Source organism: Mycobacterium sp. E2497, from assembly GCF_001668695.1.
GTDB lineage: Bacteria > Actinomycetota > Actinomycetes > Mycobacteriales > Mycobacteriaceae > Mycobacterium.
In genome coordinates this window covers 15,518-38,366 of record NZ_LZKD01000028.1, presented here as the reverse complement: position 1 = coordinate 38,366, position 22,849 = coordinate 15,518, and the positions used below count along the sequence as shown (strand labels likewise).

18 protein-coding genes are annotated in these 22,849 nt (G+C 67.3%); 3 read left to right on the top strand and 15 right to left on the bottom strand.

Going from position 1 to position 22,849, the window contains the following annotated elements; genetic code table 11:
• Nucleotides 1-45 precede the first annotated feature (45 nt).
• The 5 genes from tuf to A5713_RS02270 form a co-directional block, all read right to left on the bottom strand.
• Nucleotides 46-1,236, bottom strand: a complete 1,191-nt coding sequence (tuf, locus tag A5713_RS02290) for an elongation factor Tu (RefSeq protein ID WP_067921884.1) — start codon at nt 1,234-1,236, stop codon at nt 46-48.
• Between the two features lie 110 nt (nt 1,237-1,346).
• On the bottom strand, nt 1,347-3,452 hold the full coding sequence (gene fusA, locus A5713_RS02285) for an elongation factor G (RefSeq protein ID WP_082972724.1): 2,106 nt from the start codon (nt 3,450-3,452) through the stop codon (nt 1,347-1,349).
• 84 nt (nt 3,453-3,536) lie between these two features.
• Nucleotides 3,537-4,007 (bottom strand): 30S ribosomal protein S7, encoded by a 471-nt coding sequence (rpsG, locus tag A5713_RS02280; protein WP_007167813.1) that lies wholly within the window; start codon nt 4,005-4,007, stop codon nt 3,537-3,539.
• Nucleotides 4,007-4,381, bottom strand: a complete 375-nt coding sequence (gene rpsL, locus A5713_RS02275) for a 30S ribosomal protein S12 (RefSeq protein ID WP_007167812.1) — start codon at nt 4,379-4,381, stop codon at nt 4,007-4,009. Before rpsL ends, rpsG begins: the two co-directional genes overlap by 1 nt.
• 375 nt (nt 4,382-4,756) lie before the next feature.
• The gene (locus A5713_RS02270; RefSeq protein ID WP_068092121.1) at nt 4,757-5,398 is read right to left on the bottom strand and encodes a TetR/AcrR family transcriptional regulator; all 642 of its coding nucleotides are present in this window, start codon (nt 5,396-5,398) and stop codon (nt 4,757-4,759) included.
• Nucleotides 5,399-5,535: 137 nt separating this feature from the next.
• On the opposite strand from A5713_RS02270, the gene A5713_RS02265 reads away from it, so the two are divergent.
• The 3 genes from A5713_RS02265 to A5713_RS29490 all read left to right on the top strand — a co-directional run bounded on the left by A5713_RS02265 (nt 5,536) and on the right by A5713_RS29490 (nt 7,258).
• A complete protein-coding gene (locus tag A5713_RS02265; RefSeq protein ID WP_067916632.1) occupies nt 5,536-5,904 on the top strand; it encodes a DUF3060 domain-containing protein in 369 nt (122 codons plus the stop codon).
• Nucleotides 5,905-5,981: 77 nt separating this feature from the next.
• Nucleotides 5,982-6,434 carry a DUF3060 domain-containing protein gene (locus tag A5713_RS02260; protein WP_156751713.1) on the top strand — a complete coding sequence of 151 codons (453 nt, stop codon included), beginning with the start codon at nt 5,982-5,984 and terminating at the stop codon, nt 6,432-6,434.
• 89 nt (nt 6,435-6,523) lie between these two features.
• On the top strand, nt 6,524-7,258 hold the full coding sequence (locus tag A5713_RS29490) for a DUF732 domain-containing protein (RefSeq protein ID WP_068092118.1): 735 nt from the start codon (nt 6,524-6,526) through the stop codon (nt 7,256-7,258).
• Nucleotides 7,259-7,279: 21 nt separating this feature from the next.
• On the opposite strand, the gene A5713_RS02250 is transcribed toward A5713_RS29490, so the two are convergent.
• The 10 genes from A5713_RS02250 to A5713_RS02205 form a co-directional block, all read right to left on the bottom strand.
• A complete protein-coding gene (locus A5713_RS02250) occupies nt 7,280-8,047 on the bottom strand; it encodes a crotonase/enoyl-CoA hydratase family protein (protein ID WP_068092116.1) in 768 nt (255 codons plus the stop codon).
• A complete protein-coding gene (locus A5713_RS02245) occupies nt 8,044-8,763 on the bottom strand; it encodes a PaaX family transcriptional regulator C-terminal domain-containing protein (protein ID WP_068092114.1) in 720 nt (239 codons plus the stop codon). Before A5713_RS02245 ends, A5713_RS02250 begins: the two co-directional genes overlap by 4 nt.
• A gap of 2 nt (nt 8,764-8,765) precedes the next feature.
• Nucleotides 8,766-9,704 (bottom strand): crotonase/enoyl-CoA hydratase family protein, encoded by a 939-nt coding sequence (locus A5713_RS02240; RefSeq protein ID WP_068092111.1) that lies wholly within the window; start codon nt 9,702-9,704, stop codon nt 8,766-8,768.
• 8 nt (nt 9,705-9,712) lie between these two features.
• Complete coding sequence (locus tag A5713_RS02235; RefSeq protein ID WP_068092109.1) at nt 9,713-11,341, bottom strand: acyl-CoA dehydrogenase family protein; 1,629 nt, start codon at nt 11,339-11,341, stop codon at nt 9,713-9,715.
• Nucleotides 11,342-11,395: 54 nt separating this feature from the next.
• Nucleotides 11,396-12,226, bottom strand: a complete 831-nt coding sequence (locus A5713_RS02230; protein WP_067916645.1) for a PHB depolymerase family esterase — start codon at nt 12,224-12,226, stop codon at nt 11,396-11,398.
• 9 nt (nt 12,227-12,235) lie between these two features.
• Nucleotides 12,236-12,991, bottom strand: coding sequence for a deoxyribonuclease IV (locus A5713_RS02225; protein ID WP_067916647.1), 756 nt, complete (start codon nt 12,989-12,991; stop codon nt 12,236-12,238).
• A 27-nt stretch (nt 12,992-13,018) separates the two neighbouring features.
• On the bottom strand, nt 13,019-13,666 hold the full coding sequence (locus A5713_RS02220) for a dihydrofolate reductase family protein (protein ID WP_067916649.1): 648 nt from the start codon (nt 13,664-13,666) through the stop codon (nt 13,019-13,021).
• 262 nt (nt 13,667-13,928) lie between these two features.
• Complete coding sequence (locus A5713_RS02215) at nt 13,929-17,879, bottom strand: DNA-directed RNA polymerase subunit beta' (protein WP_068092097.1); 3,951 nt, start codon at nt 17,877-17,879, stop codon at nt 13,929-13,931.
• A gap of 40 nt (nt 17,880-17,919) precedes the next feature.
• Nucleotides 17,920-21,441: a DNA-directed RNA polymerase subunit beta gene (locus tag A5713_RS02210; RefSeq protein WP_156751711.1), complete on the bottom strand. Its 3,522-nt coding sequence runs from the start codon at nt 21,439-21,441 to the stop codon at nt 17,920-17,922.
• Between the two features lie 391 nt (nt 21,442-21,832).
• Nucleotides 21,833-22,843, bottom strand: coding sequence for an ABC transporter ATP-binding protein (locus tag A5713_RS02205; RefSeq protein ID WP_007167801.1), 1,011 nt, complete (start codon nt 22,841-22,843; stop codon nt 21,833-21,835).
• Between the last annotated feature and the right edge of the window lie 6 nt (nt 22,844-22,849).

Below are 22,849 nucleotides of genomic sequence, written 5' to 3'. Positions count from 1 at the left end.
GCCCGGATTGCCGCAATCGGCAATCCGGGCTTTAGCGCGGACGGACTACTTGATGATCTTGACGACCCGGCCGGCGCCGACGGTGCGGCCACCCTCGCGGATCGCGAACCGCAGACCCTCGTCCATGGCGACGGGCTGGATCAGCTTGACCGAGATGTTGGTGTTGTCACCGGGCATCACCATCTCGGTGCCTTCCGGCAGTGTCACCACACCGGTCACGTCGGTGGTGCGGAAGTAGAACTGCGGACGGTAGTTGTTGAAGAACGGCGTGTGCCGGCCGCCCTCATCCTTGGACAGGATGTAGACCGAGCCCTCGAACTCGGTGTGCGGCGTGGTGGTGCCGGGCTTCGTGACGACCTGACCGCGCTCGACGTCCTCGCGCTTGATACCGCGCAGCAGCAGACCGACGTTGTCACCGGCCTGCCCCTGGTCGAGCAGCTTGCGGAACATCTCCACACCGGTGACCGTGGTCTTGGTGCTGGTCGGCCGGATGCCGACGATCTCGACTTCCTCGTTCACGTTGATCACGCCGCGCTCGACACGACCGGTGACCACAGTGCCACGACCGGTGATCGTGAACACGTCCTCCACCGGCATCAGGAACGGCTTCTCGGTCTCGCGGACCGGGTCCGGGATCGACTCGTCGACCGCGTCCATCAGCTGCTCGACGGACTCGACCCACTTCGCGTCGCCCTCGAGCGCCTTGAGCGCCGACACCCGAACGACCGGGGCGTCCTCGTCGAACTCCTGGGCGGCCAGCAACTCGCGGACCTCCATCTCGACGAGCTCCAGCAGCTCCTCGTCGTCGACCATGTCGGCCTTGTTCAGCGCCACCAGGATGTAGGGCACGCCCACCTGACGCGCCAGCAGCACGTGCTCGCGGGTCTGCGGCATCGGGCCGTCGGTGGCGGCGACCACCAGGATCGCGCCGTCCATCTGGGCGGCGCCGGTGATCATGTTCTTGATGTAGTCGGCGTGGCCGGGGGCGTCGACGTGGGCGTAGTGCCGCTTGTCGGTCTGGTACTCCACGTGGGAGATGTTGATGGTGATACCGCGCTGACGCTCCTCGGGCGCGTTGTCGATCTGGTCGAACGCGCGGGACTCGTTCAAGTCCGGGTACTTGTCGTGCAGAACCTTGGTGATAGCCGCGGTCAGCGTCGTCTTGCCGTGGTCAACGTGACCGATGGTCCCAATGTTGACGTGCGGCTTCGTCCGCTCGAACTTCGCCTTCGCCACTTCGTTGTCCTCCTGGACTTGTTGGTGCTTGTTAAAGCAGTGTTGGTGTTTTCAGTTGTGCCGCGCCCAAGGCTTTGCAATGACCCGGCAAGATTACTCCGAGCAGATGTTTACTGACCCGTCGCCTTCGCGATGATCTCCTTCGACACGTTCGCCGGCACTTCGGCGTAGGAGTCGAACACCATGGAGTAGTTCGCCCGGCCTTGGGTCTTGGACCTCAGGTCGCCGACGTAGCCGAACATCTCCGACAGCGGCACGTGCGCCCTGACGACGCGTGCACCGCTTCGCTCCTCCATGGCCTGGATCTGGCCACGGCGAGAGTTCAGGTCGCCGATCACGTCGCCCATGTAGTCCTCGGGCGTGGTGACCTCGACGGCCATGATGGGTTCCAGGATCACCGGCTGTGCTTGCGCGGCAGCCTTTTTCAGCACCTGCGAACCGGCGATCTTGAACGCCATCTCCGAGGAGTCGACCTCGTGGAAGGCGCCGTCGAGCAGCGTGACCTTGAGGTTCACCAGCGGGTAACCGGCCAGCACGCCGTACTGCATCGCGTCCTGCGCGCCCGCGTCCACCGACGGGATGTACTCCCGGGGGATGCGGCCACCGGTGACCTTGTTCTCGAACTCGTAGGTGGCGCCGTCCTCGCCGGTGAACGGCTCGAGGTTGATGATCACCTTCGCGAACTGGCCGGAGCCACCCGTCTGCTTCTTGTGGGTGAACTCGACGTTGTTCGCGGCCCGCTTGATGGTCTCCTTGTAGGCCACCTGTGGCTTACCGACGTTGGCCTCGACCTTGAATTCGCGGCGCATGCGGTCCACCAGGATGTCCAGGTGCAGCTCGCCCATCCCGCCGATCACGGTCTGGCCGGTCTCCTGGTCCAGGTGCACCTTGAACGTCGGGTCCTCTTCGGCGAGCTTCTGGATCGAGAGGCTCAGCTTCTCCTGGTCGCTCTTGGTCTTGGGCTCGATGGCCACCTCGATGACCGGGTCCGGGAAGGTCATCGACTCCAGTACGACCTGGTCGTTCGGGTCGCTCAGGGTGTCGCCGGTGGTGGTGTCCTTCAGGCCGATCACCGCGTAGATGTGACCCGCCGACGCGGTCTCCACCGGGTTCTCCTTGTTGGAGTGCATCTGGAACAGCTTGCCCAGCCGCTCCTTCTTGCCCTTGGTGGAGTTGATGACCTGGCTGCCGGAGTCGACCTTGCCCGAGTACACCCGGACGTAGGTGAGCTTGCCGAAGAACGGGTGCGTGGCGACCTTGAACGCCAGCGCCGAGAACGGCTCGTCGGTGGACGGCTTGCGGATGACCTCGACGTCCTCCTTGCCGGGCGCGTGGCCGACGGCCGGCGGCACGTCCAGCGGCGAGGGCAGGTAGTCGATGACCGCATCCAGCATCGGCTGCACGCCCTTGTTCTTGAACGCGCTGCCGCACAGCACCGGGTAGGCCTCCGAGCTGATGGTCAGCTTGCGGAGTGCGCCCTTGATCTCCTCGACGGTGAGTTCCTCGCCGCCCAGGTACTTCTCCAGCAGCGACTCGTCGGTCTCGGCGACGGCCTCGAGCAGCTTGGTGCGGTACTCGTCGGCCTTCTCCCGCAGGTCGGCGGGGATGTCGACGACGTCGTACTTCTCACCGAGCTTGGCCTCCGCGCTCCACACCTTGGCCTTCATCTCGACCAGGTCGACGACGCCCTCGAAGTCGCCTTCGGAGCCGACCGGCAGCTGGATCGGGATGACGTTGGCGCCCAGGCGCTCTTCCATCGTGCGCACCGAGAAGTAGAAGTCGGCGCCGATCTTGTCCATCTTGTTGACGAAGCAGATCCGCGGGACGTCGTACTTGTCGGCCTGGCGCCACACCTGCTCGGACTGCGGCTCGACACCCTCCTTGCCGTCGAAGACGGCCACGGCACCGTCGAGCACGCGCAGGCTGCGCTCCACCTCGACGGTGAAGTCGACGTGCCCGGGGGTGTCGATGATGTTGATCTGGTTGTCGTTCCAGAAGCAGGTGGTGGCGGCGGAGGTGATGGTGATTCCGCGCTCCTGCTCCTGCTCCATCCAGTCCATGGTGGCGGCGCCATCGTGGACCTCACCGATCTTGTAGCTGATACCGGTGTAGTAGAGGATGCGCTCCGTCGTCGTCGTCTTGCCGGCGTCGATGTGCGCCATGATGCCGATGTTGCGGACCTTGGTCAGGTCGGTCAGCACGTCCTTCTGTGCCACAGAAGTCTTCCCACTCTTTCGATTGCTTGGTTGCTGTCTTGGTTGCGCCCGGCCACTCTGCCAGTTCGGCGCCGGACGCCGCCTTTACCAGCGATAGTGCGCGAAGGCGCGGTTGGCCTCGGCCATCTTGTGGGTGTCCTCACGCCGCTTGACGGAGGCTCCCAGGCCGTTGCTGGCGTCCAGGATCTCGTTCGCCAGCCGCTCGACCATCGTCTTCTCCCGGCGCTGCCGCGAGAAGCTGACAAGCCAGCGCAGCGCCAGCGTGGTGGACCGGTCCGGACGGACCTCGACCGGCACCTGGTAGGTCGCACCGCCGACGCGGCGGCTGCGCACCTCCAGCGCGGGCTTGACGTTGTCGAGGGCGCGCTTGAGCGTGATCACAGGATCGGTGCCCGTCTTGTCCCGGGCATTCTCGAGCGCTCCATAAACAATGCGCTCGGCCAGCGATTTCTTCCCCTGCAGGAGGACTTTGTTCACCAGCTGGGTGACCAGCTGCGACCCGTAGACCGGGTCGTTGACCAACGGACGCTTCGGCGCGGGCCCCTTGCGCGGCATCAGCTCTTCTCCTTCTTGGCGCCATAACGGCTGCGAGCCTGCTTGCGGTTCTTGACCCCCTGGGTGTCGAGCGAACCGCGAATGATCTTGTACCGCACACCGGGCAGGTCCTTGACTCGGCCACCACGGACCAGCACCATCGAGTGCTCCTGCAGGTTGTGGCCCTCACCCGGGATGTAGGCGGTGACCTCGACCTGGCTGGTCAGCTTGACGCGCGCGACCTTCCGAAGCGCCGAGTTCGGCTTCTTCGGAGTGGTGGTGTACACGCGAGTGCATACGCCACGGCGCTGCGGGCTGCCCTTCAGGGCCGCGGTCTTGACCTTGGCGATCTTGTCGCGGCGACCCTTGCGGACCAGCTGCTGAATCGTTGGCATCTACCGGCTTTCTGTGTTCGTGTTCGGTGCCTGTCGGCTGTTCTCAAGTCTTCGTACTGCAGTTTTGCCCTGCCGCACTACCCCGCGGCCGGGTGTGTCGCACGCGCTGCGCACCGGAGAAGATCCGATGCATCGTGGACATGCGAATTTGCCCGGCATCCACTTCCTTACGGTTAGGCGCCGTAAGCCGCCAGGCACGAGCCTCCACAATACCCGCCGCCGGTCTCGCAGGTCAAAGCGGCGGTTCGTGGCGATCGCAAGCGCGGCCGTGGTGGTCGCAAGCGCGGCCGTGGTGGTCGCAAGCGCGGCGAAGCCGGGCGCAGCGGGCCGCCACAGTCGATGCGAGCCGGGCGCAGCGGGCCGCCACCATCGGACCTAACCTCTTGCGGGGTTGTGCGCGACGCGCCGCTCCATGCCCGCCGCCAGCCGCAGCACCATGTCCGAGAACAGCGCGTCGGTGTCGATGTCGTCCATCACACCGGTCATCTCCAGCAGCACGAAGCCGTGCAGCGCGGACCAGAACTCCAGCGAAGCGTGGAAGGCCTCCTCGCCGTCGAGACCGTAGGAGGACAGCACCGAGATCACCGGCGCGGCCGCGCCCCTGGTCACCGCCGTGTACTCGGGATCCTCACCGCCGAACGGCATCCGGGTGAACGCCGAGTACCGGCCGGGGTGGTGATGGGCGTAGCTGCGGTAGGCGCCCGCCATGACCAGCACGGCGTCGTCGCGGGCGCGACCCTCGCCGACCCTGTTCAGCATCGTGATGATGTCGTCGATGACGCGGATCCGCACCGCGCGGCGCAGGTCCTGCAGGCTGTCCACGTGGTTGTACAGCGACGGCCCCTTGGTGCCGAGTTGCGTCGCCAGCGCGTTGATGGTGAGGGCGTCCCAGCCCTCCCGGTCCAGGAAGGTGAGCGCGCCGTCGATGATGCCTTCGCGGCTCAGCTTGGCAGGGCGCGAGCCCGTTCTCCCCCCGCGCGGACGCCCGGCCCCGGACGTTTCCGGCTGAGCTGCCATGGCGGGGCCCTTCGCTTGCGTTCATCGGGGTGCTTAACTAATGACTCTAGTTGACGCCGGGCGCGAAACTGTTTCAGCCATGGCCGGATGGACGTAATCTCATCGAGCAGATCCACCCGTGACAAAGGGGGCCCGCAGTGAACTGGACAACCGCCGCCGGGTCGTTGGCAACCTGCATCATCACCGTCGCCGCAATCCCCGCCCCCGCCGCGCACGCCAAGAACGGCGACACCCACGTCATCGGGGAGGGCATCGAGCAGACGCTGGACTGCAATGACGCCACCCTGCTGGTCAACGGCACCCGCAACAACGTGACGGCGCTGGGCAACTGCTACGCGGTGACGGTGATGGGCTCGTCCAACACCGTCGTCGCCGACTCGGTCTCGCACGACATCACCGTCTACGGCTACGACCAGACGGTGTTCTACCACGGCGGCTCGCCGTTCCTCTGGGACCGCGGCCGCGAGCTCGGGATGACCAACCGGCTTCAGCAGGTACCCGGCTGAGCCCGACACCGCACCACCATTCGACCGAGGGGAATCGAGGAACATTGTCTGCCCACGTCTTTGACCGCCCCTCGGGGCTGACCGCGTTCGCCATCGCCCCGGCCGTCGCGGCGGTATTGCTGGCCGGCTGCAGTTCGACGGCCAACCCGCCCACGAGTTCCACCACGACGACGAAGAGCAGTACGACGACAACGAGCGCCGGGGCGGCGCCGACGACGGGGTCGAGCGGGGCGAGCACCACCGCGTCGGTGGAGATCGGCAACACGCTCAACTACGGGTCGATGGGCACCACCACGACGCTCGACTGCGCCAGCGGCAAGTCGCTGAACGTGGGCGGTTCGGACAACACGCTGACCGTCACCGGAGACTGCACGACGGTGACCGTCGGCGGCACGAACAACAAGATCACCCTGGACAAGGTCGACACCCGCATCAGCGTGGTGGGGCTGAACAACACCATCACCTACAAAGACGGTGAGCCCAAGGTCGACAACCTGGGCTCCGGCAACACCATCACCAAGGGCAGCTGAGCGGTAGTCGTTCGCCGGCATCGGTTTTCGCCGGGGTGCTGCGGGAGTATCCGGGGCATATGATCGTCCCAGCAGAACGGACTCCAGCCATGTTCCCCAGTACCACCAACCGCACCGGCGCGCTGGTTACGGCCTTCGTGGTACTGACCGGCGCCGTGACGCTTCCCGCGGCGGCGGCCGACCCCAATCCCGACGACCAGTTTGTGGCGCTGCTCGACCAGAAGGGCATCCCTGCTCTCGAGAACGTGCCGAGCCTCATCGCCACGGCCCATCGGATTTGCCGCCAACTCGATGGCGGAATGCCGGCCAGCGGCGTGGTCGATGACATGAAGCAACGGGCGTTCAATGCCAACTCGGCCGGCGGCCCATACCCTCCCGACCGCGTCATGCGCACCGTCGCCCGATTCATCTCCGCCTCGGTCGAGGCCTACTGTCCGAACAATCAACCGAAGATTGCTTCCCTGCAGTCCATGGCGAATCCCTTGCCCGGCTCGAGCGAACCGCCGCAGGGGAGCGATGCGGGCGCGCACACCGCCGCATTCCACCCGATCGGCCTGGTGTCGGGACCGTTCCCGTCGGGAGAAACCGGCCAGCCGGACCCACCGCAGCTTCCGCCACCGCCGCCGCCGACGGCCCAGATCATGACGCCACCCCGGCCCGCCACGACCCCGTCTCCACCGCAGCAACCGCTGCCGGCCCAGCAGGCGCCACCGGGACCGCAACAGGAGCCCGGTGCCCCCCAGCCGGGGATCCCTCCCGGCGGTGGTGGCGCCGGTCCGGAGCCGCCCCCCATGCCGCCCGGCAGGGTGCGGCTCGCGCCGTAACGTCGGGAGCGGACGGGTTGCCTAACCGGCGGGCGCGCCGTGCCGGCCGGCACCCGCGGCGAACCGCCCCGCACCCTCGTTGGCCTCGGCGGCGACGCGGGAGATGCTGGCGAATTCGAAGTCGATCGCCTCGGATTCCGTTGCGCCCCACTGGTGTAGCGCCGAGAGCCGGTCCGATCGCAGGCACTGCTGCGGCAGCGCGGCCAGCTGCGCGGCCAGCTCCTCGGCCGCCTGCCGCGCCCGGCCGGTGGGCACCACGCGGTTGGCCAACCCCATCGCGAGCGCTTCGTCGGCCTTGACACCGCGGCCGGTGAGGATCATGTCCATCGCGCGGCTGTGCCCGATCAACCGCGGCAACCGCACGGTGCCGCCGTCGATCAGCGGCACCCCCCACCGCCGGCAGAACACCCCGAACACCGCATCCTCCTCGGCCACCCGCAGGTCGCACCAGATGGCCAGCTCCAGGCCCCCGGCGACGGCGTAGCCGCTCACCGCGGCGATCACGGGTTTGGACAACACCATCCGGGTCGGCCCCATCGGGCCCGGGCCCGTCCGGTGCACGGCGTTGGCCTCGGGGGTGCTGAAGGCCTTCAAATCGGCTCCGGCGCAGAAGGTTCCACCGTCGCCCCACAACACCGCGACCGACGCGGTGTCGTCGCGGTCGAATTCGTCGAACGCCGCGTACAGCGCGGCCGCGGTGGGACCATTGACCGCGTTGCGCGCCGCCGGCCGGTTCAAGATGACCGTCGTCACCGGGCCGTTGCGCTCGATACGCACGGGATCGCTCATTGTGCCTCCGCAAATAGTGGTTCGCGCCGCTCGAGCAGCTCGGTGGCGAAGTCGTGGTACGCCGCACGCAGCCGGGCCCCGGGCCAGTCAACGGGCAGCAGTTCGTCGGGCAGGACCGGGTCGGTGAGCAGGTGTCGCACCGTGGCCGCCGCCACCACGAAACGGCCCGGAATGTCCGGCGCGGCGGCCATCTCGTCGAGCAACTCCTGACCGGCCCGCGCCCAGGCGGGCAGGTCCCACAGCTGGGCGGCCAGCCCCGTCGGGTCGTCGTCGCGGGCCCGCAGGACCCGGACCCGCGCGTCGATCTCGGGGTGAAGGTCGAGCTCCAGGTTGTCGGGGCGCATCCAGACACCTTCGCGCAACTCACCGAAACGCTCGCCGTGCAGAGTGTTCCGCAGCGCGGCCCGGGTACGCGCGTCGTTGCCCACGCTGGTCACGATGAGCGTGACCCACTCCCCGCGCCAGGGTCGGACCCGGGGGTCGATGGCGTCGTCCTGCCGCCGCTGGCGGGCCAGCAGGCGGTCCGAGAGCCGGTAGCCGTCGGCGGAGCGGATCAGGTCGCCGGCCCCGGCCATGCGCGTCAGCGCCACCCGCAGCGCGGTCTCCTTGATGCCGAAGTCGGAAGTGAGCCTGACCAATTCACTCGCGCTGGCGCACGCCGGGTGGGCCCCCAGCAGCACGCTGAGCACCACCGACCGGGCCGTCATGGTGGGCATGGCTATACCTGCGACGCCCGGCGGCCGTAGTCACCGAAGGGCTCGTCGCGATGCCGGACCGCGTCGCGGAAGCCGTGCTCGGTGGCGTCGGCGACGAAGGCGTGGCCTTCCGGCGTGTGCCGGGCGACCCCGTCGAACACGGTGCTGACCATCCTGCTGGTGGCCACGCCCTGTTGCAGCAGAGCCGAATTGAGCGCGAGCTTGACCATGATCAGCTGGTTGACGGGCACGGCGGCGATCCGTTCCACCAGCCGCTCGGTGCGCTCGTCGAGGTCGGCCGGGTCCGGCGCCTCGACCGCCAGACCCCATTCGGCGGCCTGGGCGCCGGTGATGCAGTCGCCGGTGAACAGCAGGCGCTTGGCGCGCTGGTCGCCGAGCCGGTGCGCCCACAACCCGGCCGCGGGGACGCCCCACACCCGCGTGGGCGGGTAGCCGATCTTGGCGTCGGCGGCGACCACCTCCTGGTCGGCGTGCAGCGCGATGTCGGTGCCGCCGGCCACGCAGTAGCCGTGGATCTTGACCACCGTCGGTTTGTCGGCGTGCATCAGGCTGGAGAAACCGCGTACGAACCGGCTCATCATCTGGTAGTCGATCATCGGATCCCAGGGCTGATTCGGTAAGTGGTTGACCGCCTGGGCTTTTCCGTCCAGGACGGTGCCCCGATAGGCACCCGTACCGCCGGCCGAACCGGTGCGGTCGGCGTAGGCGGACAGGTCGAAGCCCGCACAGAACCCCTCGCCGCGGCCCGAGACCAGGATCACGTGCACATCGGGGTCCAGGTCGGCGCGCTCCACCAGCGCCGAGAGCTCCAGCGGGGTGTCCGCGACGATCGCGTTGCCCTTCTCCGGTCGGTTGAAGGTGATCCGGGCAACCCGATCGGTGACCTCATAGGTCATCGTCTTCAGGTTGTCGAAGTCGACCGGCCTGATCGCGTGGGTCATCTTGCGGCTCAGCCCTTGACCAGCGCCCGCTCGAGGATCGGGGCCAGATCCAGGCCGACGGGCATGGTCCCGTAGGCGCCGCCCCACTGCCCGTCGAGCCGGGTGGTCAAGAAGGCCTCGGCGACGGCAGGGTGGCCGTGGCGCACCAAGAGCGATCCCTGCAGCGCCAGGCAGATGTCCTCGGCGACCTTGCGGGCCCGCAGCGCGATGGTGTCCAGGTCGGTCAGGTCGCGGCGCAGGCGTTCGACGTGCGCGCCCAGTCGCGGGTCGGCGCCCGCGCCTTCGGCCAGCTCGTCGAACAGCACCTCGACGCATTCGGGCCGAGTTGCCATGGCGCGCAACGTGTCCAGCGCGCTGACGTTGCCCGAGCCCTCCCAGATGCCCATCAGCGGCGCCTCACGGAACAGCCGCGGCATGCCCGAGTCCTCGACGTAGCCGTTGCCGCCCAGGCATTCCAGCGCCTCGGCGGCGTGCGGGGTGGCCCGCTTGCACACCCAGTACTTGCTGGCGGCCAAACCGATGCGGCGCAACAGGGCCTCCCGGTCGTCGCCGCGCAGCGCCCTGTCGGTGGCGCCGGCCATCCGCATCGCGACGATGGTGGCGGCCTCGGCCTCGACGGCCAGGTCCGCCAGCACGTTGCGCATCAGCGGCTGGTCGATCAGGTAGGCGCCGAACGCCTTTCGGTGCTGGGCGTGGTGGATGGCCCGGGTCAGTCCGGTGCGCATGCTGGTGGCGCTGCCCAGGGTGCAGTCCAGCCGGGTGAGGTTGACCATCTCGATGATGGTGGGCACGCCGCGGCCCTCCTCGCCCACCAGCCACGCGACGGCGCCGTCGTATTCGACTTCACTGGACGCGTTGGCGTGGTTGCCGAGCTTGTCCTTGAGCCGCTGCAGGAACATCCGGTTGCGGGTGCCGTCGGGCAGTATCCGCGGCAGCAGGAAGCAGGACAGTCCACCCGGCGCTTGGGCGAGGACCAGGAAGATGTCGCACATCGGCGCCGAGGTGAACCACTTGTGTCCGGTCAGGCGGTAGCTGCCGTCCCCGTTCGGGGTCGCCTGCGTGGTGCCGGCGCGCACGTCGGACCCGCCCTGCTTCTCGGTCATCGACATGCCGGCGGTGATACCGCGCTTGGTGGTGGCGAGCTTGAGTTCGGGATCGTATTCGCGGCTGGTGAGCAGGGGCTCGTAGACCGCCGCCAGTTCGGGCTGGTAGCGCAGCGCGGGGACGACGGCGTAGGTCATCGAGATCGGGCAGGTGTGGCCGGGCTCGACGTTCCAGACCGACATCTTCGCGGCGCGCACCACATGCGCGCCCGGGCGGTCGTCCGCCCACGGGGCGGCGTGAATGCCGTTGGCGATCGCCGTGCGCATCAACTCGTGGTAGGCCGGGTCGTACTCGACCTCGTCGATGCGGTGGCCGTACTTGTCGTGCGTGTGCAGGATCGGCCGGTTGCGGTCGGCGAGTTCACCCCACCGCAGGGCCTCGCGGCCGCCCGCGATCGCGCCGACCTCGTTCACCTCTTCCACGCCCCACTGCCCGCCCTCGCGGATCAGGGCCTCCACGAGCACCGCGGATGTCGCGGGGTTGTGGTTTTCCAGCGGGGGGACCTGGTTGGTGACGACATGCGTATCCGACATGCCCCTCATGTTACATTTTTCCGACAGTCGCACAAGACGTGTAATGCTGGTGCGTCAGCGGGCGTGCGCTCGGAAGAACGCCCACAGCGCCTGGCTGGCGAACGGCGGCCATTCGTGGCCGCCCTGGTCGATCGTGATCAGCGTGACGCCACGGTTGCCGGCGCATTCCGCCGTCGACGTGGTGACCGGACCGTCGGTCGTGCTGGCCGGGTTCGCACACCGGTCCACGTTGCGCCAGAACGCATTCACGCTGGGAACCGGCGGGCCGTTGATGACGCTGAAACCCTGCCCGCCACCGTAGGGCACCAACCGGTCCGCCGTGCCATGGATGTGCATGACCGATATCGGGCGCGGGTCCGGGCACCCGTTCAGTTGCGTGCCGGCCACCGGGCCGATGGCGGCGAAGATGTCGGTGGTGCACGCCAGCGTGTAGGACATGATGCCGCCGTTGCTCATTCCGGTGACGTAGACCCTGGCGGGATCCGTGCGGACGTTCTTGGCGACGTCGGCCACCGCCGCGGCGATGAAGGCGACGTCGTCGACGTTTTCCCGTCCGGGCCGGCCGCAGCACGATTCCCCGTCGACGTTCCAGGCCCGGTCGAGCCCGTCGGGGTAGGCGACGACGAACCTGCCCGCATCGGCCAGTTCGTCCCAGCCGTAATCCCTTTCGACCTGCCTGGCGCTACCGGAATAGCCGTGCAGCACGACGACAAGCGGCACCGAATCCGGTGTTGCCACCGGCTTGTAGAGCCGATAGCTGCGATCGTGTCCGCCGACCTCGAGGTGGTGCAAACTGGTGCCGGTCACGAAGCCCGACGGCAGTGTCGGCGCACAGCCCGCGACGAGCAAGACGACCCCGAGGAGGGTGGCGAGCCGACCGAGCACGGCCGTGACTCAGCCGCTTGTCTTTTCCCGCAGGAACGCGATGTCGTCCTTGCGGCCCTCGTCGGCGGTCTCGCAGATGACCGGCGCGTCGGCCGCCTTGACGACCGCGGCCAGCAGCTCGGGGTCGATCTGGCCGGTGCCGAAGTTCGCGTGCCGGTCGGCACCCGAGCCCGCCGCGTCCCTCGAGTCGTTGCAGTGCACCAGGTCGATGCGCCCGGTCAGCGCCTTGATCCGGTCCACCGCGTCGATCAATTGCTCACCCGCCGCCCACGCATGGCAGGTGTCCAGGCAGAACCCGATTCCCTTGTCGCCGATGTGATCCCAGAGCCTGCCGATGGTGTCGAAGTAGCGGGCCATCGCGTGGTCGCCGCCCGCGGTGTTCTCCAGGTACACCGGCACGTCGGTTTCCAGGTAGTCCAGCGCTTTGACCCACCGCTCGAAGCCGGCCTCCATGTCGTCGTCGTCGGCGTGGCCGCCGTGCACGATCACCGCCGTCGCGTCGATCTCCGCCGCGGCGTCGCAGGTGTCCTGCAGGATCTTGCGCGACGGGATCCGGATGCGGTTGTTCGCCGACGCCACGTTGATGAGGTAGGGCGCGTGGACATAGAGCGGCACGCTCGACGCCTTGAGCGCCTCGGCGTCTTCGCGGGGCTTCGGCTTCTTCCAGCTCTGCGGGTTGCCGAGGAAGAACTGCACGACGTCGGCGCCGTCCGCCTCCGCGGCGGCCAGCGGGTCGTCATTGCTGACGTGTGAACCGATGAGCACGCGGCCAGTGTAGTTGGAGTGCGGCCGTCATCGCCGCCAGAACAAGTGATGGGTGACCCCGCTGGCGCTGGGTACGACCTCGTGGTGGAACCGGTCCTCGAGCTCTTCCGGGGACTCCCAGAGGCGCGATCCAGCCCCGATCTCCACCTCCGCGACCGCGACGTGGAGAGCGTCGACGAGGCCAGCGTCGAGAAATTGGCGCACGGTGCTCGCGCCACCGCCGAGCCGGACGTCCTTGCCGAAGGCGGCCGCCTTCGCCTGATCCAGGACGCCCGCCGGATCGCCGGAGACGAAGTGGAACGTGGTGTCCGACAGTGTCAACGGCGCGCGGGCATGGTGCGTCATGACGAACACCGGGGTATGGAACGGTGGCTCGTCACCCCACCACCCCTGCCAATCCGGGTGGTTCTGCCAAGGGCCGCGGTATGGGCTGAACTTGTTGCGGCCCATGATCTCCGCGCCGATGTTGTTGGTGAAGTCGCGGGTGAAGTAGTCGTCGAGGCCGCGGCTTCCGCCGGGCTCGCTGCGGCCTACCCAACTCGCGGTCGCGCCGACCCACGCGAACATGGCGCCTTGGTCGGCGTCGCCGAATGGGCGTTCGAAGCACTGGTTGAGCCCGGCGCCGAACCCATCGCGCGACAACATGAAATTCTGGACTCTGAGCAGTTGGGCCACGCGGTCCTCCTGAGATCTTCGACGGTCGACAGGTAGACCCGGGCTGCTGGCCGAACTCATCGCCGTTGGCCGCTTGCGCTGACGAGCGAACAAGAAAAGAGCCCCCGCACTGGGCGGGGGCTCTTTTTCTTGTCGAACTAGCGTGCGGACTACCGCCGATTGTCCGACTCCTCAGCGGCGAGTTACCTCGCCGCATCGTCGTCGAACTAGGTCCAATTGTCCGACTCCTCAGCGGCGAGTCCCTCGCCGCATCGTCGTCGAACTACCGGTAGTCGGAGTAGCCGTAGTCGTCCAGCGGCACCGCGGCGCCGGTGGCCTGGCCGAAGTCCGGGCTGTAGTACTGATCCTCGTAGGACGGGATCGTGTACGCGGCGGCCCGGGCCTCCTCGGTCGGCTGCACCTGGATGTTGCGGTACCGGTTGATGCCGGTACCAGCCGGGATCAGCTTTCCGATGATCACGTTCTCTTTCAGACCGTTGAGCTTGTCGCTGCGGCAGTTGATCGCCGCATCGGTCAGGACTCGCGTGGTCTCCTGGAACGACGCCGCCGAGAGCCACGAATCGGTGGCCAGCGACGCCTTCGTGATACCCATCAGCACCGGACGGCCGGCGGCGGGCTCGCCGCCCTCGGCCACCACCCGACGGTTCTCCGCCTCGAACTCCGCACGGTCGATCAGCGAACCGGGCAGGAACTCCGTCGCGCCCGAGTCGATGATGGTGACGCGGCGCAGCATCTGGCGGACGATCACCTCGATGTGCTTGTCGTGGATCGACACACCCTGGGCGCGGTAGACCTCCTGGACCTCGCGGACCAGGTGGATCTGCACCTCGCGGGGGCCCTGCACGCGCAGCACCTCGTGCGGGTCGGCCGAGCCCTCCATCAGCTGCTGGCCCACCTCGACGTGGTCGCCGTCGGACAGCACCCGCTCGGAACCGTCCTCGTGCTTGAACACCCGCAGACGCTGCCGCTTGGAGAGCTTGTCGTACACGACCTCCTCGCTCCCGTCGTCGGGAATGATGGTGATCTTGTAGAAGCGCTCGCCCTCCTCCAGCTGCACCCGCCCGGTGAGGTCGGCGATCGGGGCCTTGCCGCGCGGGACGCGGGCCTCGAACAGCTCCTGCACGCGGGGCAGACCGCCGGTGATGTCCTCACCGACACCACCCTGGTGGAAGGTACGCATGGTCAGCTGCGTGCCGGGCTCACCGATGGACTGGGCCGCGACGATACCGACGGCCTCGCCGATGTCGACCAGCTTTCCGGTGGCCATGGACCGCCCGTAGCAGGTGGCGCACACGCCGGTGCCCGTCGTGCAGGTCAGCACCGAGCGCACCTTGACCTGGGTGATGCCCGCGGCCAGCAGCGCGTCGATCTCCGGGTCACCGAGGTCCTCGCCGCGTGCGACGACGACGTTCCCGGCCTCGTCGACCGCGTCGGCGCCCAAAGTCCGCGCGTACGCCGAGGTTTCGATGTACGGGTCGCGGATCAGGGTGCCGTCGGGCTGACGCTCGGCCAGCTCGACGAGGATGCCACGCTCGGTCTCGCAGTCGTGCTCGCGGACGATGACGTCCTGGCTCACGTCCACCAGACGACGGGTCAGGTAACCCGAGTCGGCGGTACGCAACGCGGTGTCCGCCAAGCCCTTTCGCGCGCCGTGGGTGTTGATGAAGTACTCCAGCACGGTCAGGCCCTCGCGGAACGATGACTTGACCGGGCGCGGGATGAACTCACCCTTCGGGTTGGTCACCAGGCCCTTCATGCCGGCCAGCGTTCGGGTCTGAGTGAAGTTACCCGTGGCACCCGAGTCGACGATCGTGATGATCGGGTTGTCGGCCGGGTAGTGCTCGCGGAGCGCCTGACCGACCTCGTCGGTGGCCTCCTTCCAGATCTCCACCAGTGCCTCGTTGCGCTCGTCGTGGTTCAAAGCGCCGCGCTGGAACTGCTTTTCGACCTTTTCCGCCCGCTCCTCGTAGTGGTCGAGGATCTCCTTCTTGCGCGGGGGGACCAGGACGTCGGCCATCGACACGGTGACACCGCTGCGGGTGGCCCAGTAGAAGCCGGCGTCCTTGAGCTTGTCGACGGTCTGCGCGACCACGATCATCGGGTAGCGCTCGGCCAGGTCGTTGATGATGGCGGCCTGCACCTTCTTGTGCATCTGCTTGTTCACGAACGGGTAGCCGTGCGGCAGCAACTCGTTGAACAGCACCCGGCCCAGGGTGGTGTCGGCCATCCAGGCATCGCCGGGCTGCCAGCCGTTGGCACCGAACAGCTCGGCCTCGATCTCGGCGGGCGGACGCAGCTGCGTCAGCCGCACCTTGATCTTGGCCCGCACCGACAGCACGCCGCGGTCGGCGGCCATGATCGCCTCGGCCGGCGAGGAGTACACGCCGACCTCCGGGGTGTCCTTGGCGGCGGGCGCGTACTCGCCCTTGTCGCCGGCGACCTCGGTGGTCAGGAAGTACAGCCCCGTCACCATGTCCAATCGCGGCATGGCCAGCGGACGCCCGGACGCGGGCGACAGGATGTTGTTGGAAGACAACATCAGGATGCGGGCCTCGGCCTGCGCCTCCGCGGAGAGCGGCAGGTGCACGGCCATCTGGTCACCGTCGAAGTCGGCGTTGAACGCCTCACACACCAGCGGGTGCAGCTGAATCGCCTTGCCCTCCACCAGCATCGGCTCGAAGGCCTGGATGCCCAGCCGGTGCAGGGTGGGTGCGCGGTTCAGCAGCACCGGGTGCTCGGCGATGACCTCTTCGAGGACGTCCCACACCTGGGCGCGCTGCCGCTCCACCATGCGCTTGGCGCTCTTGATGTTCTGCGCGTGGTTGAGGTCGACGAGCCGCTTCATCACGAAGGGCTTGAACAGCTCGAGCGCCATCAGCTTGGGCAGGCCGCACTGGTGCAGCTTGAGCTGCGGGCCGACCACGATGACCGAACGGCCCGAGTAGTCGACGCGCTTACCGAGCAGGTTCTGGCGGAACCGGCCCTGCTTGCCCTTGAGCAGATCCGACAGCGACTTCAGCGGACGGTTACCCGGCCCGGTGACCGGGCGGCCGCGGCGGCCGTTGTCGAACAGCGCGTCCACGGACTCCTGCAGCATCCGCTTCTCGTTGTTGACGATGATCTCGGGCGCACCGAGGTCGATCAGCCTCTTGAGGCGGTTGTTGCGGTTGATCACCCGGCGGTACAGGTCGTTCAGGTCGGAAGTGGCGAACCGGCCACCGTCGAGCTGCACCATCGGACGCAGTTCCGGCGGGATCACCGGGACGGCGTCGAGCACCATGCCCATCGGCGAGTTGCCCGACTGCTGGAAGGCGGCGACCACCTTCAACCGCTTCAGCGCGCGAAGCTTCTTCTGCCCCTTGCCGTTTCGGATGACGTCACGCAGCGAGTCGGCCTCGGCGTCGATGTCGAAGTTCTCGATGAGCTTCTGGATCGACTCCGCGCCCATGGCGCCGGTGAAGTACTCGCCATAGCGGTCGACGAGCTCGCGGTAGAGGTTCTCGTCGACGATCAGCTGCTTGGGGGCCAGCTTGGTGAAGGTGCTCCAGATGTCCTCCAGCCGGTCCAGCTCACGCTGGGCCCGGTCACGGAGCTGGCGCATCTCCCGCTCGCCGCCGTCGCGGACCTTGCGGCGGGCGTCGGCCTTGGCGCCCTCGGCCGCCATCTCGGCCAGATCGGCCTCCAGCTTCTGCGCGCGGGCCTCCAGATCGGCGTCGCGCTGGTCCTCGACGGCCTTGCGCTCCACCATCATCTCGGCCTCGAGCGTGGACAGCTCGTTGTGCCGCATCTCGTCGTCGACCGACGTGATGACGTACGCCGCGAAGTAGATGATCTTCTCGAGATCCTTCGGGGCCAGGTCGAGCAGGTAACCGAGCCGGCTCGGCACACCCTTGAAGTACCAGATGTGCGTGACGGGCGCAGCGAGCTCGATGTGGCCCATCCGCTCCCGGCGCACCTTGGCGCGGGTCACCTCGACGCCGCAGCGCTCACAGATGATGCCCTTGAAGCGGACGCGCTTGTACTTGCCGCAGTAGCACTCCCAGTCGCGAGTGGGTCCGAAGATCTTCTCGCAGAACAGGCCGTCCTTCTCCGGCTTCAGCGTGCGGTAGTTGATCGTCTCCGGCTTCTTGACCTCGCCGTAAGACCATTGCCTGATGTCCTCCGCGGTGGCCAGGCCGATACGGAGTTCATCGAAGAAGTTGACGTCGAGCACGTAACTTCCTTTCCCCTTGCGGGTTTAGTAACTAACTGAATTAAGCGAGATCCTCGACGGAGGCGGATTCGTTGCGGGACAGGTTGATTCCCAGGTTGGCCGCGGCCCGCTCCAGGTCCTCGTCCTCGCCCTCGCGCAGCTCGATCGCTGCGCCGTCCGAGGAGAGCACCTCGACGTTCAGGCACAGCGACTGCAGCTCCTTGAGCAGCACCTTGAACGACTCGGGGATGCCCGGCTCCGGGATGTTCTCGCCCTTGACGATCGCCTCGTACACCTTGACCCGGCCGACCGTGTCGTCGGACTTGATGGTCAACAGCTCCTGCAGCGTGTACGCGGCGCCGTAGGCCTGCATGGCCCAGCACTCCATCTCACCGAACCGCTGGCCACCGAACTGCGCCTTACCACCCAGCGGCTGCTGGGTGATCATCGAGTACGGGCCGGTGGAGCGGGCGTGGATCTTGTCGTCCACCAGGTGGTGCAGCTTCATGATGTACATGTAGCCGACCGTCACCGGATACGGGAACGGTTCACCGCTGCGGCCGTCGAAGAGCACCGCCTTGCCGTCGCCGTCGACCATGACCTCGCCGTCGCGGTTGGGCAGCGTGCACGACAGCATGCCCTGCAGCTCCTCCTCCTTGGCGCCGTCGAACACCGGCGTCGACACGATCTGGTTCGGCTGCGCGTGCAGCAGATCCGCGGGCAGGTTGGCCGCCCACTCGGGTGAACCGTCGATGTTCCAGCCGGACTTGGCGACCCAACCGAGGTGCGTCTCCAGGATCTGGCCGATGTTCATCCGTCGGGGTACACCGTGGGTGTTCAGGATGATGTCCACCGGGGTCCCGTCCGGCAGGAACGGCATGTCCTCGGCCGGCAGGATCTTGCCGATCACACCCTTGTTCCCGTGCCGGCCGGCGAGCTTGTCGCCGTCGGAGATCTTCCGCTTCTGGGCCACGTACACGCGGACCAGCTCGTTGACACCGGCCGGCAGCTCGTCGTCGTCCTCGCGGGAGAACACCCGGATGCCGATGACCTTGCCGGACTCGCCGTGCGGCACCTTCAGTGAGGTGTCGCGGACCTCGCGGGCCTTCTCACCGAAGATCGCCCGCAGCAGCCGCTCCTCCGGGGTCAGCTCGGTCTCACCCTTCGGGGTGACCTTGCCGACCAGGATGTCGCCGTCGCGGACCTCGGCGCCGATGCGGACGATGCCGCGCTCGTCGAGGTCGGCGAGCACCTCGTCGGAGACGTTCGGGATGTCCCGCGTGATCTCCTCGGCACCCAGCTTGGTGTCGCGGGCGTCGATCTCGTGCTCCTCGATGTGGATCGAGGTGAGCACGTCCTCCTCAACCAGGCGGTTGGAGAGGATGATCGCGTCCTCGTAGTTGTGGCCCTCCCACGGCATGATCGCCACGAGCAGGTTCTTGCCCAGGGCCATCTCACCGTTTTCGGTGCACGGACCGTCGGCGATCACCTGGCCGGCCTCGACCCGGTCACCGGCGTCCACGATCGGCGACTGGTTCGCGCAGGTGCCGTGGTTGGAGCGCTCGAACTTGCGCATCCGGTAGGTGTGCCGGGTGCCGTCGTCGGCCATCACGGTGATGTAGTCGGCGGACACCTCCTCGATCACCCCGGCCTTGTCGGCGACCACCACGTCGCCGGCGTCGATCGCCGCGCGGAGCTCCATCCCGGTGCCCACCAGCGGCGCCTCGCTGCGCACCAGCGGAACCGCCTGACGCTGCATGTTGGCGCCCATCAGGGCACGGTTGGCGTCGTCGTGCTCGAGGAACGGGATCATCGCGGTCGCCACCGACACCATCTGGCGCGGCGAGACGTCCATGTAGTCCACCTCCGACGACGGCACGTACTCGACCTCGCCCGCCTTGCGGCGGACCAGGACGCGCGGCTCGACGAACCGGCCGTTCCCGTCGATCGGCGAGTTGGCCTGCGCCACGACGTGGCGGTCCTCCTCGTCGGCGGTCAGGTAGTGGATCTCGTCGGTGACCACACCGTCGACCACCTTGCGGTAGGGCGTCTCGATGAACCCGAACGGGTTGACCCGCGCGTACACCGACAGCGAGCCGATCAGACCGATGTTGGGACCCTCGGGGGTCTCGATCGGGCACATCCGGCCGTAGTGCGACGGGTGCACGTCGCGGACCTCCAGGCCCGCGCGCTCACGGGACAGACCGCCGGGACCCAGCGCCGACAGGCGGCGCTTGTGGGTCAGACCCGACAGCGGGTTGTTCTGGTCCATGAACTGCGAGAGCTGGCTGGTGCCGAAGAACTCCTTGATCGCGGCGACCACCGGGCGGATGTTGATCAGCGTCTGCGGCGTGATGGCCTCGACGTCCTGGGTGGTCATCCGCTCGCGGACCACCCGCTCCATCCGGGACATGCCGACCCGGATCTGGTTCTGGATCAACTCGCCGACGGTGCGCAGGCGGCGATTGCCGAAGTGGTCGATGTCGTCGGTCTCCACCGGCACCTCGACGCCGCCGGGGACGGTCATGACAGCGGGCTGGCCATCCGTACGGGCGTGGTGCAGGCGCACCAGGTACTCGATGGTGGCGACGACGTCTTCCTCGGTCAAGGTCGACGACGTGATCGGCTCGCCTGCGTTGAGGCCCAGCTTCTTGTTGACCTTGTACCGGCCCACGCGGGCCAGGTCGTAGCGCTTCTCCTTGAAGAACAGGTTCTCCAGCAGCGTCTGCGCGGACTCCTTGGTCGGCGGTTCGCCCGGGCGCAGCTTGCGGTAGATGTCCAGCAGGGCCTCGTCGGTGCCGGCCGTGTTGTCCTTCTCCAGCGTCCCCATCATGATCTCGGAGAAGCCGAACCGCTCGTGGATCTGCTCGTTGGTCCAGCCGAGCGCCTTGAGCAGCACGGTGACCGGCTGGCGGCGCTTGCGGTCGATGCGCACGCCGACGGTGTCGCGCTTGTCGACGTCGAACTCCAGCCACGCGCCGCGGCTGGGGATCACCTTGACGCTGTGCAGCAGCTTCTCGGTCGACTTGTCGATGCTCTCGTCGAAGTACACGCCGGGCGAGCGCACCAGCTGGCTGACGACCACACGCTCGGTGCCGTTGATGATGAAGGTGCCCTTCTCCGTCATCATCGGGAAGTCACCCATGAACACCGTCTGGCTCTTGATCTCGCCGGTGTTGTTGTTGATGAACTCGGCCGTGACGAACAACGGGGCCGCGTACGTCATGTCCTTGTCTTTGCACTCCTCGACCGGCGCCTTGACCTCGTCGAAGCGGGGGTCGGAGAACGACAGCGACATCGAGCCCGAGAAGTCCTCGATCGGCGAGAGCTCGTACAGCACCTCTTCGAGGCCGCCGACCGGGGTGGGCTCGCCGCGCTCGGCGGCGGCCGCACGCCAACGCGGCGAGCCGATCAACCACTCGAACGAATCGATCTGCACATCGAGCAGGCCGGGAACCTCGAGCGGTTCGCGGAGCTTGGCGAACGACACTCGGTTGGGCGCTCCGGGCACGGAGCCGTTTAAGGAACTTCCATTAGAGGAACTTTGTGGGCGATCCGTTTTGCTCTGGCGAGAATCAGCCAAGATGCATCCTTCCAGCACCTCGTGCGACTCACGAAAACCGGGACCCGGTCTGTTCGCCGCGAATTGTGTCGGTTAGGCCGGCGAACGATCTGTCCGATTCTCACGCGCACAACTAAAGAACTAAGCCGCTAGAGGGGGCTCAGGCTTAGACCACAGTGTCAAGTGGCGGGTGAGGTGGGCAGGAGGTAGCCAGCGCAACGTCCAACAATAGCGTAGGACGGCGCATTCCTCAACTGCCCAGCACAGGCAATCCAGGGACATCGGCGCTGGCTGGCATCTCGACTTTCCACTGGATACATGCTGCCCAACAGACTGGCCCGTTTACGGCCCGTCGTCAAGAGGGCGGGCCGCCGAGTTACGCGAAGTTATCGCGAAACCTCGGGCCGGTCGTCTAGTCGCCGACCTCGTGCGCCCGGTACTTGTGGGTACCCTCCATGTCGTCGATGATCGCGGCCTGTGCCTTCTGCGGCAGGGTGTGCAGAATCTCGCGCACTCGCGCCTGGCGGCGGGCGACGGCCTTGCGCTCCGGCATCCCGGGCGACGCGACGATCTGCGGCGGCACCCCTTCGATCTCCTCGACACCGCCGGCGTGCTGGCCGGCTTCGAGGGCGGCCTGCTCTTCGGCCATGGTCGACTCGTCCTTTTCCTCGGACATGCCGATCGGCCCGATGCGGCGGCCGTTGAGGAACTGCCGCACAACCGGCTCGTCACTGGTCAGCAGCACCTCGCGCGGGCCGAACATGACCAGCTTGCGCCGGAAGAGCATGCCCATGTTGTCCGGCACGGTGCGGGCGATGTTGATGTTGTGCGTGACGATCAGGACGGTGGCGTCGATTTGGGCGTTGATGTCGAGGATGAGCTGGCTCAGGTAGGCGGTACGAACCGGGTCCAGACCCGAGTCGGGCTCGTCGCAGAGGATGATCTGCGGGTCCATCACCAGGGCGCGGGCCAGGCTGGCGCGCTTGCGCATACCGCCGGAGATCTCGCCGGGGAACTTCTTCTCGTCGCCCCCCAGGCCGACCATCGTCAGCTTCTCCATGACGATGTCACGGATCTCGCCTTCCTTCTTCTTGGTGTGCTCGCGCAGGGGGAAGGCGGCGTTGTCGAAAAGGTTCATCGAACCGAACAGCGCGCCGTCCTGGAACATCACGCCGAACAGAGTGCGGATCTCGTAGAGCTCCTTGGCCGAGCACTGCAGGATGTCGGTGCCGTCGATGACGACCGAGCCGCGCTCCGGCCGCAGCAGGCCGATCAGGGACTTCAGGAACACCGATTTGCCGGTACCCGACGGCCCCAGCAGGACGCTGACCTCCCCGGCGGGGATCTCCAGCGTCACGTCTTCCCAAATCCTGGAGGATCCGAAGGACTTCGTGAGGCCGTTCACCTCAATAGCGACACCCATGGGAGA